The organism is Myxococcus sp. CA056 (assembly GCF_013336715.1).
GTDB classification, from domain to species: domain Bacteria; phylum Myxococcota; class Myxococcia; order Myxococcales; family Myxococcaceae; genus Myxococcus; species Myxococcus llanfairpwllgwyngyllgogerychwyrndrobwllllantysiliogogogochensis.
In genome coordinates this window covers 36,335-48,897 of the sequence record NZ_JABUMT010000014.1, presented here as the reverse complement: position 1 = coordinate 48,897, position 12,563 = coordinate 36,335, and the positions used below count along the sequence as shown (strand labels likewise).

Sequence of the window (12,563 nt, the reverse complement as noted above, 5' to 3'; positions counted from 1 at the left end):
TGGGCCATGGCGCCCTGCCGGGTCACCCACCAATGAGCCTGAACGACATCCTGCATTACCTCCGCCTCGGCGGAGTCACCCTGGCCCTGCTGCTGCTGGCCTCCGTCGGCGCGCTCGTCGTGGCCGTCGAGCGCATCATCGCCCTCTGGGGGGTGAGCGAGCGCTCCCGCCTCCTGGGCGAGGCGGTCAGCAAGCACCTGCTTCGTGGCGACGTGCCAGCGGCCCGCACCGCCGCCGAGCGCTCCGACTCCGTCGCCGCCGACATCTTCCTCGCGGGGTTCGACCGGTGGGAGCGCACCCGCGGCTCAGGCGGCGCGGGCGTGGAGGCCGCCGTGGAGCGCGAGCGCGCCCAGGTGGGCCTCAAGCTGCGCCGCAACCTCTGGATTCTGGCCACCATCGGCTCGATTACGCCCTTCGTGGGCCTGTTCGGCACCGTGGCCGGCATCATGCGCTCGTTCAAGGACCTGGGCCTGGACGTGGAGGCCGGCGGCACCGGCGGCACCGGCGCGGTGATGACGGGCATCTCCGAGGCCCTGGTCGCCACGGCGGTGGGCATCCTCGTCGCCGTGCAGGCCATGGTCTTCTACAACTACTTCCAGGCCCGCCTGTCGCGCGTGCTGGTGGAGCTGCGGCTGATGGGCGACGAGTTCGCGGAGCTGCTCAAGGAGCGCGCCTCGGGCCTTCCTCCCGAGCCCGCGCCCCGCGTCGATTCACAGCAGCCCCCCACCTCTCCGGCGCGCGTCGACACGCAGCCCGCCTAGTCCCAGGGAACCGAGCGCCATGGCCATGGGCAAGACACCGGGGTCCGGTGACGAAGGCGAAGAAGGTGTCTTCGCCGAAATCAACATCACCCCGCTCACCGACATCTTCCTCGTGCTGCTCATCATCTTCATGGTGACCAGCTCCGTCATCGTCCAGCAGGGGCCCGGAGGAGGCGCCAAGTCGGGCCTCAAGGTGAACCTGCCCAAGGGCGGCGCCGCGGACGTCACCGCGCGCACCACGGACATGTCCGTCGCGGTGCTCGCCGACGGCCGCTTCGTGCTCGCCGGAAACGTCGTCAGCCAGGACGAACTCCAGAAGGCCTTCGACGCCGCCAAGGTGAAGGACCCGGACACCGTCGTCATCGTCCAGGCCGATGAGGGCGTCCCGCACGGCACCGTCGTCCAGGTGATGGAGCTGGCGAAGAAGGCGGGCCTGGGTCAGCTCGCCATCGGCGTGCGCGAGGGCGAGTAGCACCCTTCCCGTCACACGGCCGCCGCTGAAACACGAAGGCCACCTCGGGAGCGAATCCCCAGGTGGCCTCGGTGTTTCTGGAGGGCGCCCCTCTGTCAGGGCGCCCCGTCAGACGATGTCGCGACTCAGACGGACGCGAACGCGGCGTCGGTGATCTCCATCGGGGAGGTGTCCTCGAGGGCGATGAGGCGCGCGGCCTGCTCCACGTTGGGCAGCACGTTGCGCGCGTAGTACAGGGCGCTGTACTTCTTGCCCTCGTAGAACGCGCGGTCCGGGTGGTCCGCCGACAGCGCGCCCTGCGCCTTGTCCGCGATGAGCGCCGCGTCCAGGAGCAGCCAGCCCACGGCGACCTCGGACATCATGTTGAGGAAGCGGTTCGCGGACAGCGGAATCAGCGGGAACTTGCCGCCGTCCTGCGACCAGCTGAACACCGTCATCGCGCTGGACATGAGGGCCTCCTGGGCGCTCGCCAGCAGCTTCACGGCCTCGCCGTAGACGGCGTGCTCACGGTGCGCTTCCACGAAGGCGCCCACGTCACCCATGAACTGCTGGAAGTGCATGCCACCGGCCTGCCCCAGCTTGCGGCCCACCAGGTCCATGGCCTGGATGTGGTTGGTGCCCTCGTAGATGGAGAAGATCTTCGAGTCACGCGTGTACTGCTCCACCGGGTAGTCCTGGATGTAGCCGGCGCCGCCGTACACCTGGATGGCCTGCGCGCAGAGACGGAAGGACTGGTCGGAGCCGTAGGACTTCACCAGCGGGGTGAGCAGCTCCACCTGGCCCTTGTGGTAGGTGGCCGCCTCGTCGTCCTTGCCCGCCAGTTGCCGCGCCTTGTCCAGGTGCATGGCCAGCTTGATGATGAGCGCGCGGATGCCCTCCACGTGGGACTTGATGTCCAGCAGCATGCGGCGGACGTCCGGGTGCTCGATGATGGCGGCGCGCGGCGCGGTGGGGTCCTTCCACTTGGTGAAGTGGGAGCCCTGCTTGCGGTCCTTCGCGTAGTCCACCGCGTTGTAGTAGGCGGCCGACGCCAGCGCGACGCCCTGGATGCCGACGGCGATGCGCGCGCCGTTCATCATCTTGAACATCTGGCTCATGCCGACGTGCTCGACGGTGCCGACGAGCTCGCCCAGACAGCCGTCGCTCTCACCGAAGTTCAGCACACAGGTCGCCGAGCCGTTGATTCCCATCTTGTGCTCGATGGAGCCCACGGACACGTCGTTGGGCTGGCCGGAGCTGCCGTCCTTGTTGATGCGCAGCTTGGGGACGATGAACAGCGACAGGCCCTTGGTGCCGGGCGACGCGCCGTCGATGCGCGCGAGCACCAGGTGGATGACGTTCTGGGCCATGTCGTGGTCGCCGCCGGAGATGAAGATCTTCGTCCCGCGGATGTTGTACGTGCCGTCGGCGTTGCGGCGGGCGGTGGACTTCGCCGCGCCCACGTCGGAGCCGGCGTGCGGCTCGGTGAGGCACATGGTGCCGCCCCACGTGCCGTTGAGCATGCGCTCCACGAAGAGGTGTTGCTGATCCTTCGTCCCGCACTCGGCGATGACTTCCGCCGCGCCGAACGACAGGCCCGGGTACATGTTGAAGGCCGTGTTGGCGCCCGATAGCAGCTCCTCCACCGTCACCTGCAGCATCATCGGCGCGCCCTGGCCACCGTGCTCCGGGCTCACCGCCACCGTCTTGAAGCCCTGCTCGTAGAGTTTCTTCCACGCGTCCTTGAAGCCCGTGGGCGTGAGCACCGAGCCGTTCTCCACCCGACAGCCCTCACGGTCTCCCACGGAGTTGAGGGGCCCGAGCACCTCGCGCGCGAAGCGGTACGTCTCCGACAACACCGCCTTGGCCTCATCCGGACCCCAGGCGTCGTACGGGGCCTGACCGGCCACCTGGCCGAAGCCGAACTGCTCGAACAAAGCGAAGAAAATCTCTCGAAGGTCGGTCTTGTAGGTGTTGATGCCGGCGGACATGGCCACTCCTGCGTGACGGCTCGCTGCCCGCCTTCGGATGGGAAGGCCTCGGGTCAGCGGCGCGAATGAGACACAGGAAGTGTGGCGGCGACTGATTTTTGAGTCAACCCTGAATGACACCCTGCGTTGAGGGGCCACCCAGGCCGCCCCTCACCGCAGGCCATGAAACCGCTACTTCTTCGCCTTCTTGGGCGAGGGAAGCGTCGCCGTCTTGGCAGCGGGCTTCTCCCGGGGGACGGTCTTCTTGGACGAGGCGCCAGTGCGGCGCTCGTCCGACTCGTCTGCCTCCTCGTCGACGGCCGAGGCCTCGCTCGAGCCTCCGCCCGTGGACGTGGTGGGGGTGGCGGCCAGGCTCTCCCGGGGCACTTCGATGACGATGGGGGACTGGCCGGAGCGCTGCCGGTTCTCGTCCTCCAGGGAGTAGAAGAGCTGAATCTGCGCGCCGCCCTTCATCACCAGCTCACCGCGCTGGTTCTCCGCCCACAGGTCGATGTCCACGAAGTAACGGCCCGCGGTGCCGTGGCGGTTGCTCACCCGGCCCTTGCAGACGACGGTGTCACCCGGCCACACCATCTTGATGAAGCGCACGTTGTAGCGCCGCATCTGCCCGCCCCGGGCCCAGTCGCTGATGAGCTGGCCGAGCATGCCCATCACCAGCATGCCGGGGGCATACACGCTCGGCATGCCCACGCTCTTGGCGTAGAGCTCGTCGACGTGCACGGGGTTGTAGTCGCCAGAGGCGCCGGCGTACCGGGACAGCTGGACACGGTCCACCGGGGCCTTGGCCAGCGCCGGCAGCTCGTCTCCGACGCGGATGGACTCGAAGTAGAGCTTGCGCGCGGGCATCACGGGGTCTCCTTGGAGGCGCGGACCACCAACGTCCGGCGGGCTCGGAACACCAGGTTGCCTTCCTCGTCGCGGCCTTCATCCTCGATGACCGCGATGTCCATCTTGCCGGACATGCCCTGTCGTTCGGAGACGTCCGCGACGCGGGTGGAGACGTAGATGCGGTCCCCGGCGAAGATGGGCCGCTCGTAGTCAAAGCCCTGTTCGGCGTGCAGCAGGCTCTTGATGCCCACGCCAAGCAGCTCCCTCAAGTCCGCGGCCGAATGGAAGGACGCGGGAAACGTGGGAGGCGCGATGATGGTGGGATATCCGGAGGCCCGAGCGTACTCCTCGTCGTAGTAGATCGGGTTGTAGTCTCCGATGGCCTCCGCGAAGCGGCGGATGGCACCCTTCTCCACTTCGTTGAGCGTCGGCGGCGAGGCACGGCCGATCGCATTCTTGTCCAGCATTATCCCTCTCCTGACTCTAACGTCCGGCCGGAAGCTCGAGCACCGTGAGGAGCCCTGCTTCGGCGGCCGTCAAGCGTGGCGCGGCATTCACCAGCGCATTCGCGGTGGCCCGGTCGCCTGCCACTCCCCCCGGGATTTCCAACACCAAACGAGGATCCGCATCGATTTCAATGCGGTCCTTCGGGTCGTCAGCCCCCACGGCGATGGTCAGTTCCAGTCGAACCCGCTCCTGCCCGTCCTCCAACCCGACCACCGACTGGAACATGCCCGCCACCCGTCCCTTCTTCACGGCGAACGCACCGCCCGAGATGTCTTCCTCGGCGAACACGGGGGCTACCTCTTCTTCGTAGTCATCACAATCCAACCCCAGGCCCAGTGCCGCGAGTGCCGCCGACTCCACCAGCCCCACGTGGCCGAGCTGCTCACCATCCACCAACTCGAAGAACTCTTCCTCGGTCAGACCGGCGCCGACCTTGCGCTGCAGGGCCTCCCGGCGGGTGCGAGCGTCCACCACCCGCGTCACCGTCGCGCGCCGCACCGGGCCGCACACCTGCCCCGCCGTGGCCACCAGTCTGTCCAGAACGAAACCCGGGTTGACGCCCGCTCCGACGATGGAGACCTCGGCGCGCTGAGCGGCGCGGTCCAGCTTGTCCGCCAGCTCCGGGTACTTCAGGTACGGGAAGGCGAGCTCCTCACAGGTGCTCGCGATGGGCAGGCCCAGCTTCAGCGCCGCCAGCAATTGGTCCATCACCGCCGGCAGTCGGGAGCCCGTGGCATGCAGCAGCACCGCGCCCTTGCGGCGGCCCACGGCCTTCTCCAGCGAGTCCATCACCTTGACGCGCGGCGCGGGCCCGCCCAGCACGTCTCCCAACGGACGACCGACCAGGGAGGAGTGGGTATCCACGGCCCCAATCAATTCCACTTCCGGGCAGGACAGGGCAGCTCTGGCAATCTCCTGCCCGATGAATCCCAGCCCCATCACCACCACCGGCACCGGCCCTGCTGGGGCTCTAGCCATCGGAGATTGCTCCAGGATTCCAAGGGGTTAGCGTTGAAACGCAGCCTTGCCGCGCACCATAAATCACACCTTGGCGAGCAGGCAAGCATGACTTGGTTCTACCACTCTTGCACAAAGGAAGAACCTCCAAGGATTTCCGGGGCTTGCAGGCGCAAAACCTGCGGGGGGCCCTGTTTGGGTGCAAGGCAAGGCGTGTATAACGAAAGACAGGCCCGCGACCTCCCGGAGACCTCCAACATGGACCGCATCCTCGTGGTGGATGACGACGTGCTCATCCTCGCCGCGCTCTCCCGGATCCTCCAGACGGAAGGCTATGACGTCGTCACCTACAGCGACCCGGCCCTGGCCGCTCGCGAGGTGGGCTTCAGCGTCGTGCTGACGGACTTCATGATGCCGTACCTCAACGGCATCGAGCTGCTGGGCGTACTCCGGGAGAAGAACCCGAAGGCCGTGCGCCTGATGCTGACGGCGGCGGCGGACTTCCGCACCGCGTCCGAGGCCGTCAATCGGGGCGAGGTGTTCCGGCTGCTCGGCAAGCCCTGGTCGCTCAGCGAGCTGACGAGCAGCGTGCGGCAGGCCGTGGAGCACTACCGGCTGGTGGAGGCCAACGAGCGGCTGACGCGCGAGGTGGCGGACAAGAACGCGGAGCTGGTCGCCATCAACCAGGACCTGGAGCGTCGGGTGGTGGAGCGCACCACGGGCCTCCTGGATGGTCTCATCAGCGCGCTGGACTACCGCGACACGGAGACGCAGTGGCACTCGCGTCGCGTGGCGCTCTACTCGCGCCGGCTGGCGGAGGAGGTGGGGCTGGCGGGGGCCGCGCTGGACGTGGTGGAGCAGGGAGCGCTGCTGCACGACATCGGCAAGATTGGCGTGCGCGACTCCATCCTGCTCAAGCCCGGGCCGCTGACGCCGGACGAATGGGTGGAGATGCGCAAGCACCCGGAGTTCGGCTACCGGATGATGGGCAAGATGCCCTACCTGCACGAGGCGGCGCTCATCGTCCTCCAGCACCAGGAGCGCTGGGACGGCAAGGGCTACCCCCAGCAGCTCGCCGGCGAGGACATCTGCATCGGCGCGCGCATCTTCTGCATCGCCGACACCGTGGACGCGATTACGTCGGACCGCCCCTATCGCAAGGGTCGGCCCATGAGCGTGGCCCGGGACGAGATTCGGCGCTGCTCGGGCACGCAGTTCGACCCGAACCTCGCGGACGCCTTCCTGCGCATTCCGGAGACGGAGTGGCAGCGCATCCGCAACCAGGTGGAGGCGCTGGAGGAAGAAGAGAGCCAGCGCTGGCGAAGCCACCCGCTGGGCCCCCAGGCACCGCTGACGCGCGCCAGCGGCGCCTGAAGTCACCTCACGGGGTGAGCGTCACCGCGCTGACCTCGCGGATGACGTCGCCTTCCAGCAGCGCATCCACCACGTCCAGACCCGACACCACCTCACCGAAGGCCGTGTAGCGGCCATCCAGGTGCGGCTGCGGCGCGTGCGTGAAGAAGAACTGGCTGCCTCCGGTGTCCTTGCCAGACAGCGCCATGCCGAGCACCCCGCGCAGATACGGCCGCCGGGTCATCTCGCAGCGGATGGAGTGGCCCGGGCCGCCCTCCCCGTCCCCACGCGGGTCTCCGCCCTGCGCGACGAAGTCCGGCACCACGCGGTGGAAGGTGATGCCGTTGAAGTAGCCCTTGCGCGCCAGGGCAAACAGGTTGCCGGAGGTGAGCGGCGCCTCGTCGGCGTCGAGCCGCACGGTGATGTCGCCCTTGTCCGTGCGCAACACGAGCGCGGCGTCCCTGGGCGCGGGCTCCGGGCGGAAGGAGTAGGGAGGAAGCTCCACGCGCTCGGAGCGCACGGGCTGGCCGGTGAGCTGGGTGAGGGCCTCTGCGGCCACGCGGCGCACGTTGGCGTGCGGCAGCGTCAACCACTGCTTCATGCGCGCCTCGGTGCCCGGAATCTGGAGCGCGACGAGCGCACCGCCCACGGGGTCCGCGAGGTCCGGCTCGGAGGGCACGCGGTCGGCCAGCGCTTCCAGGTCCGGATGGGCCCCTGGTGCCTTCAGCTTGCCCAGCGTCGCGGCTGCGGCGCCCGCCACCACCAGGTCCTCGCTCCGCAAGAGCGAACCCACCGCCGTCGCGGTCCGGAGCACCGGGCGCTCCGCGAGGACCTCCATCGCCGTGAGCCGCACGCGCGCCGACGGGTGGCGCAGGTAGCCCACCGCGAAGTCGGCGGGAGTCTTCTTCGGGGAGAGCGCGGCCTCACGCAGGCCCAGGGCCAGTCGGCGCTCGTCGGACACCCGGCCGAAGCCACAGTTCATCGTGTCCGCCACCATGCCGCGCTGACGGTCCAACGCCGCCGCCAGCCGGCAGTCGAGCCAGCCCAGGTCCGCGCGAGCCACCTCCGACGCCGCGCCTCGCTCCGCGTCCGCCAGCGCCAGCCGGAGCGACACGAGCAACGGCGCGCCGAACTCCGGCAGCCCCTGCTGCGCCAGGGCCAGCAGCGGGTGACCGTCCGCGGAACGCGCCAGCGACTCCACGCGCGGCGCCGCGCCCGTGGGCATCGGCGTCTCCATGCCCCGCGCCACGCGCTTCGCCCGGGGCGTCAGGGCCTCCAGGGCCTCCAGCGGCGCGCACGGCCCACCACACGTGGCCGCGAGCTTCGCGAGCGAACGCGCCGCCTCCGAGGCCACGCGAGGCACCGTGTCGTCCAGCAACCGGCCCAGCACCACCGCGTCCTCCGGGCCGCCCACATCGCCGAAGGCCTTCACACACAGGCCACGCACGTCCGCGTCCTCATCCGACAGACACGCGCGCAGCGTCGGCAGGCTCTCCGCGCGCTTCGCCGTGGCCAGGAGATACGCGCCGCCATACCGGGCCGCCACCGGCCGCCCCGCCGCCATCAACGCCTGCGCGGAAGCCAGGGGCACGTCCTTCACCACCACGGCACCTCCACGTCGCGCCGCCACGCCCAGCGACAGCGCCGCCCGCCCGGCCGTCTCGACGTCGTCGCCCTGGAGCCGCTGGACGAGGCGCGCCAGCGTGTCCGTCGTCGCCAGACGCCCCAGGGAGTCGAGCTGGGCGGCACGCACCGCCGCGTCGCGCTCCTCCGCCTCAGCCACCAGCAACGGCGTCGCCAGGCTCGCCCGCTCGGCCTCCGTGAGCGGCTCCCAGGAGAGCGCCAGCTCGCCCACCGCGAAGGCGGCCTCACCTCGCACCAGGGCTTCGGAGTCCTTCAGTCCGGCGACGATGGCGCCCAGCGTGGCCACGTCCTGGATGCGGGCCAGCGCGCGCAGGGCCCGCGCCCGCACGCGAGGATCCGGAGCGCCCGTGACGAGCGCCACCAGCTGTCCGTCGCCCAGTGAGCGCCGGTCTTCCCAGTCCCGGATTCGAGCCATCACCTCCGCGTCGGGAGGGTCCACATCAGGGCCCGGCACGGAGCGGACACACCCGGAGACGAGGACGAGGAGGGCCAGACAGACGCTTGGGAGTCGGACGGGGCTCGGGCGGCTCATGCGCTGGGGCCTAGGCCAATTCCCCGCGAAAATCCAGGGGTTAGGCCGCATGCCGTTTGACACACCCGGCCCCGGGCTCCGAAGATGGGTGTTCGCATCTCTCAGCAGGAGCGCTGGTCCTGAACTGCCCTGGCTGCGGCTCGAAGGTAGCCGCGAACGCATCCATCTGTTCTGTTTGCGATTACATCATCGACACCTCGTTCCTCTCCGCGGAGCCGCCTTCCGACAACGACGAGGAATCCACGGGCGCGAGCGAAGACCCTCGCCCCGCCCCGAAGCCCGCGCCCGCCAGGCCCCGACCGGCCAAGTCCGGCGCCAGGCCCCCGGCGCCGGCCAGCGGGGACGCCACCAACGTCAAGAGCGTGCAGGACATCGCTCGCGGTGCACCTCAGCGTCCCAGCCGTCCCGCGCCCGCGAAGAGCGCCGCGACGAACACGGCTCCGCGACGCGCCGCCCCCGCCCCCGCGCCGGCCTCGTCTGGAGCGGACCCGTGGGCAAGAGGGGGCCGGGACGACGACGAGAACAACGGCAGCGCCATCGTCGACCCCGACGAGCTGATGCAGGACGCCAGGGATTTGATGGGCGCGATGGGCGCCGGCGACAAGATCGCCTTCTATGGCGCCGGGCTGGTCGTCCTCTCGTGCTTCACGCCGTGGAAGGAGACGGCGGCGGACGGTGACGCCCTGGGACTGATGAGCACGGGCTTCGGCGCGTTCCTGCTCGCGCTGATGGTGATGGTGGCCATCGGCGCCCGGGTGCGCAGCGCGTTCCCCAACCTCAACCCCGTGGTGCCGTGGATGGCGCAGCTGTTCACCACGTTCCTGTGCCTCATCTGGTGCATCGTCTTCATCAAGGTGTCCTCGGACACGACGCTCGTGCCCACGCCCATCGGCAACGCGGAGATGATGAACTCGTCGCCCAGCTTCGGCGTCTTCATTGGCCTCTTGGGCTCGGTGGCCGCGCTCATCGGCGCGTTCCTCGGACTCAAGAGCAAGAACGACTGACGACACGGCGCGCGCGCCACGAAAGTGGTGCCGCGCGACTCGACGGCGGTCTACCGTTCCCCGCCACCATGTCCGACGCCACTCCCCTCGCCCGACTCACCGCCGCGCTCGCCGGCACCATCTTCGGCCAGCCCCGCGTGCTCGCCGACCTGGTGACCGCCTTCCTGGCGCGAGGCCACGTCCTGCTGGAGGGCGTGCCCGGCGTGGCGAAGACGCTCACCGCGCGCAGCATGGCCGGTGCGCTGGGGCTGCTGTTCACCCGCATCCAGTTCACGCCCGACCTGATGCCGGCGGACATCCTCGGCACCAACATCTTCCAGCCGCAGGACAACGCCTTCCGCCTGGTGAAGGGCCCCATCTTCACGGAGGTGCTCGTCGCGGACGAAATCAACCGCACCCCGCCCAAGGCCCAGGCCGCGCTGCTGGAGGCCATGGAGGAACGCCAGGTCACCATCGACGGCGTCACCCACCCACTGCCGCCCCACTTCTTCGTCGTCGCCACGCAGAACCCGCTGGAACTGGAGGGCACCTATCCATTGCCCGAGGCCCAGCTCGACCGCTTCCTGATGCGCATTCGCGTGGGCTATCCGGACTCCGACTCCGAGACGACCATGCTGCGCGCCTTCCACCAGCGCGAGGGACGGCCGCCCTCAGTGGACCGCGTGCTGGACGCGCCCACGCTCGCGGAACTGCAGGCCCGCGCGGCCCGCGTCACCTGCGACGAGTCCATCCTCCAATACGTGGTCGCCGTGGTGCGGGACACGCGTGCGAATCCCCGCGTGCGCCTGGGCGCGAGCCCCCGAGCCGCACAGGCGCTCCTCGCCGCGTCCAAGGCCCGCGCGGCGCTGATGGGCAATGACTTCGTCACCCCCGACGACGTGAAGGGCGCGGCGGGCAGCGTGCTCAACCACCGCCTGCTCCTCAAGGCCGAGGCCGAGGTGGAAGGCGTCACCGCGGACGACGTGTTGAAGCAGACACTCGAGCGGGTCCGGGTCCCTCGGTGAGCCTGGGCCGTCCCGTCCCCACCGGCCTCGCTGTCGCACTGCTCGCGGTGGGGCTCGTCCCGGCCGCGCTGACGGTGGCCAGCCCCGTGTTCGGCTGGCTGGCACTGGCCCTGGACGTGGCGGTGCTCGCGCTCTGCGCCGTGGACTTCCTCCGCGCGCCCCGCGGCGAAGACGTGAAGGTGTCACGCGAGGTGGAGCCCATCCTCTCCTCGGGAACTCGCAACGCCGTACACCTCGACTTCGAGCGACTCGACGCGGGCACTACACCGCTGCGCCTGGAGGTCCGCGACGAGCCTCCCGACGTCGTCGCCAGCACCGGCCACCGCCAGTCCCTCCAGGTGCCAGCCCGGAGTGCCACGCCACACGCGCGCTCACGGCTGACGTACTTCGTCACCCCTCCTTCCCGAGGGGATGCGCGCTTCGGAGACCTCCACCTGCGGCTGCTCGGCCCGCTGGGGCTGTGCGCCCGACAGGTGCGGCTGCCCGCGACGCGGACGGTGAAAATCTATCCGGACCTCAGCGCGCTCTCGAGCGAGGCCCTCGCCCTGGCCCGCTCCTCGGACGCGCCCTCGGAACGGACCCTGCGCCGCCGCTCGGCCGAGGGGCGCGAGTTCGAATCCCTGCGCGAGTACCGCCCCGGCGACGACTACCGGCACATCGACTGGAAGGCGTCCGCGCGCCACGCCAACACCCTGGTGCGCACGTGGCAGCCGGAGCGGCACCAGCCCATGCTGCTCTTGCTCGACTGCGGGCGGCACATGGCGGGCAAGGTGCACGGCCGGCGCAAGCTGGACCACGCGGTGGACGCGGCGCTCCGACTGGCGCGGGTGGGCCTGGACGCGGGCGACGTGGTGGGCGTCATGGCCTTCGCCAGCGACGTGCTCACCTTCCTCCCACCGCGCAAGGGCCATGAGCACCTGCGCCTCATCACCGAGTCGCTCTACCGCGCCGAGGCCGCGCTGGAAGAGAGCGACTACGGGCGCGCGTACGACTTCGCGTTCGCCCGGCAGACGCGGCGCACCCTCGTCGTCCTCTTCACGGACCTGGTGGACCCGGACGCGTCCGCGGGGCTGCTCACCCGCACGCTGGCCTTGCGCCCCCGACACCTCCCCGTCGTCGCCTCGCTGCTGGACGAGGACGTGCGCGACGCGGCCACCGACGTGCCCGTGGAAGCCCAGGACGCGTACTCGCGACAGGCCGCCACGCGGCTGGAGTCGGAGTTCCGCCGCACCGCCAGCACCCTGCGCGACGCGGGAGCCCTGGTGGTCCGCGCACCGGCCCAGGGTTTCGGCGCGGCCGCGCTCAACGTGTACCTGGACGTCAAGTCTCGCGGGCTGTTGTAGGCCTCGCGAAGATGTCCAGCGGAAAGTTCGCGCGACACTCATTTATCGAGTACGCGCGCGTCGCTCGCGAAGAAGCATGCCAATCGCGCGGAGGCCTAGAATTCGGCCTCGGAGACGACCCCCTTTACAGCGGAGCCTCCGTCAACAAAATGGCCCGTCTCTCTCGCCCGCTGTGTCGGTGGGCGCCC

Annotated in this window: 12 protein-coding genes; 6 read left to right on the top strand and 6 right to left on the bottom strand. The window is 69.8% G+C overall.

Annotation, left to right across the window (positions count from 1 at the left end; translation table 11 throughout):
- The first annotated feature begins 32 nt into the window (after positions 1 to 32).
- Together HUA76_RS36170 and HUA76_RS36165 are read left to right on the top strand one after the other, a co-directional pair.
- Positions 33 to 761, top strand: coding sequence for a MotA/TolQ/ExbB proton channel family protein (locus tag HUA76_RS36170; protein WP_141643262.1), 729 nt, complete (start codon positions 33 to 35; stop codon positions 759 to 761).
- Positions 762 to 780: 19 nt separating this feature from the next.
- Positions 781 to 1,233 (top strand): biopolymer transporter ExbD, encoded by a 453-nt coding sequence (locus HUA76_RS36165; protein WP_141643261.1) that lies wholly within the window; start codon positions 781 to 783, stop codon positions 1,231 to 1,233.
- Positions 1,234 to 1,358: 125 nt separating this feature from the next.
- Here HUA76_RS36165 and HUA76_RS36160 read toward each other — a convergent pair whose 3' ends face one another.
- From HUA76_RS36160 to HUA76_RS36145, 4 genes are all read right to left on the bottom strand, one after another.
- Complete coding sequence (locus HUA76_RS36160; protein ID WP_174463437.1) at positions 1,359 to 3,203, bottom strand: acyl-CoA dehydrogenase; 1,845 nt, start codon at positions 3,201 to 3,203, stop codon at positions 1,359 to 1,361.
- Positions 3,204 to 3,374: 171 nt separating this feature from the next.
- Complete coding sequence (locus tag HUA76_RS36155) at positions 3,375 to 4,049, bottom strand: MaoC family dehydratase (protein WP_141643259.1); 675 nt, start codon at positions 4,047 to 4,049, stop codon at positions 3,375 to 3,377.
- Complete coding sequence (locus HUA76_RS36150) at positions 4,049 to 4,498, bottom strand: MaoC family dehydratase N-terminal domain-containing protein (RefSeq protein WP_141643258.1); 450 nt, start codon at positions 4,496 to 4,498, stop codon at positions 4,049 to 4,051. Before HUA76_RS36150 ends, HUA76_RS36155 begins: the two co-directional genes overlap by 1 nt.
- Before the next feature lie 16 nt (positions 4,499 to 4,514).
- Entirely contained in the window at positions 4,515 to 5,516 is a 1,002-nt protein-coding gene (locus tag HUA76_RS36145; protein ID WP_141643257.1) for a dihydrodipicolinate reductase, read from the bottom strand.
- 237 nt (positions 5,517 to 5,753) lie between these two features.
- Between HUA76_RS36145 and HUA76_RS36140 the strand changes: the two genes are divergently transcribed.
- A complete protein-coding gene (locus HUA76_RS36140) occupies positions 5,754 to 6,869 on the top strand; it encodes an HD domain-containing phosphohydrolase (RefSeq protein WP_141643256.1) in 1,116 nt (371 codons plus the stop codon).
- Between the two features lie 7 nt (positions 6,870 to 6,876).
- Here HUA76_RS36140 and HUA76_RS36135 read toward each other — a convergent pair whose 3' ends face one another.
- Entirely contained in the window at positions 6,877 to 9,024 is a 2,148-nt protein-coding gene (locus HUA76_RS36135; RefSeq protein WP_174463436.1) for a peptidylprolyl isomerase, read from the bottom strand.
- A 181-nt stretch (positions 9,025 to 9,205) separates the two neighbouring features.
- Entirely contained in the window at positions 9,206 to 9,397 is a 192-nt protein-coding gene (locus HUA76_RS45825) for a hypothetical protein (RefSeq protein ID WP_246137222.1), read from the bottom strand.
- On the opposite strand from HUA76_RS45825, the gene HUA76_RS36130 reads away from it, so the two are divergent.
- The 3 genes from HUA76_RS36130 (at position 9,387) to HUA76_RS36120 (ending at position 12,375) form a co-directional block, all read left to right on the top strand.
- On the top strand, positions 9,387 to 10,028 hold the full coding sequence (locus HUA76_RS36130; RefSeq protein ID WP_254614709.1) for a hypothetical protein: 642 nt from the start codon (positions 9,387 to 9,389) through the stop codon (positions 10,026 to 10,028). The genes HUA76_RS45825 and HUA76_RS36130 overlap by 11 nt on opposite strands.
- Positions 10,029 to 10,096: 68 nt before the next feature.
- Positions 10,097 to 11,032: a MoxR family ATPase gene (locus HUA76_RS36125; RefSeq protein ID WP_141643253.1), complete on the top strand. Its 936-nt coding sequence runs from the start codon at positions 10,097 to 10,099 to the stop codon at positions 11,030 to 11,032.
- A complete protein-coding gene (locus tag HUA76_RS36120) occupies positions 11,029 to 12,375 on the top strand; it encodes a DUF58 domain-containing protein (protein ID WP_174463434.1) in 1,347 nt (448 codons plus the stop codon). The genes HUA76_RS36125 and HUA76_RS36120 overlap by 4 nt, the downstream gene beginning before the upstream one ends.
- Positions 12,376 to 12,563 lie beyond the last annotated feature (188 nt).

Coding starts and splice junctions, on each gene's coding strand:
- HUA76_RS36170 (WP_141643262.1), top strand. CDS start 33: ATGAGCCTGAACGACATCCTGCATTACCTCCGCCTCGGCGGAGTCACC.
- HUA76_RS36165 (WP_141643261.1), top strand. CDS start 781: ATGGCCATGGGCAAGACACCGGGGTCCGGTGACGAAGGCGAAGAAGGT.
- HUA76_RS36160 (WP_174463437.1), bottom strand. CDS start 3,203: ATGTCCGCCGGCATCAACACCTACAAGACCGACCTTCGAGAGATTTTC.
- HUA76_RS36155 (WP_141643259.1), bottom strand. CDS start 4,049: ATGCCCGCGCGCAAGCTCTACTTCGAGTCCATCCGCGTCGGAGACGAG.
- HUA76_RS36150 (WP_141643258.1), bottom strand. CDS start 4,498: ATGCTGGACAAGAATGCGATCGGCCGTGCCTCGCCGCCGACGCTCAAC.
- HUA76_RS36145 (WP_141643257.1), bottom strand. CDS start 5,516: ATGGCTAGAGCCCCAGCAGGGCCGGTGCCGGTGGTGGTGATGGGGCTG.
- HUA76_RS36140 (WP_141643256.1), top strand. CDS start 5,754: ATGGACCGCATCCTCGTGGTGGATGACGACGTGCTCATCCTCGCCGCG.
- HUA76_RS36135 (WP_174463436.1), bottom strand. CDS start 9,024: ATGAGCCGCCCGAGCCCCGTCCGACTCCCAAGCGTCTGTCTGGCCCTC.
- HUA76_RS45825 (WP_246137222.1), bottom strand. CDS start 9,397: ATGTCCTGCACGCTCTTGACGTTGGTGGCGTCCCCGCTGGCCGGCGCC.
- HUA76_RS36125 (WP_141643253.1), top strand. CDS start 10,097: ATGTCCGACGCCACTCCCCTCGCCCGACTCACCGCCGCGCTCGCCGGC.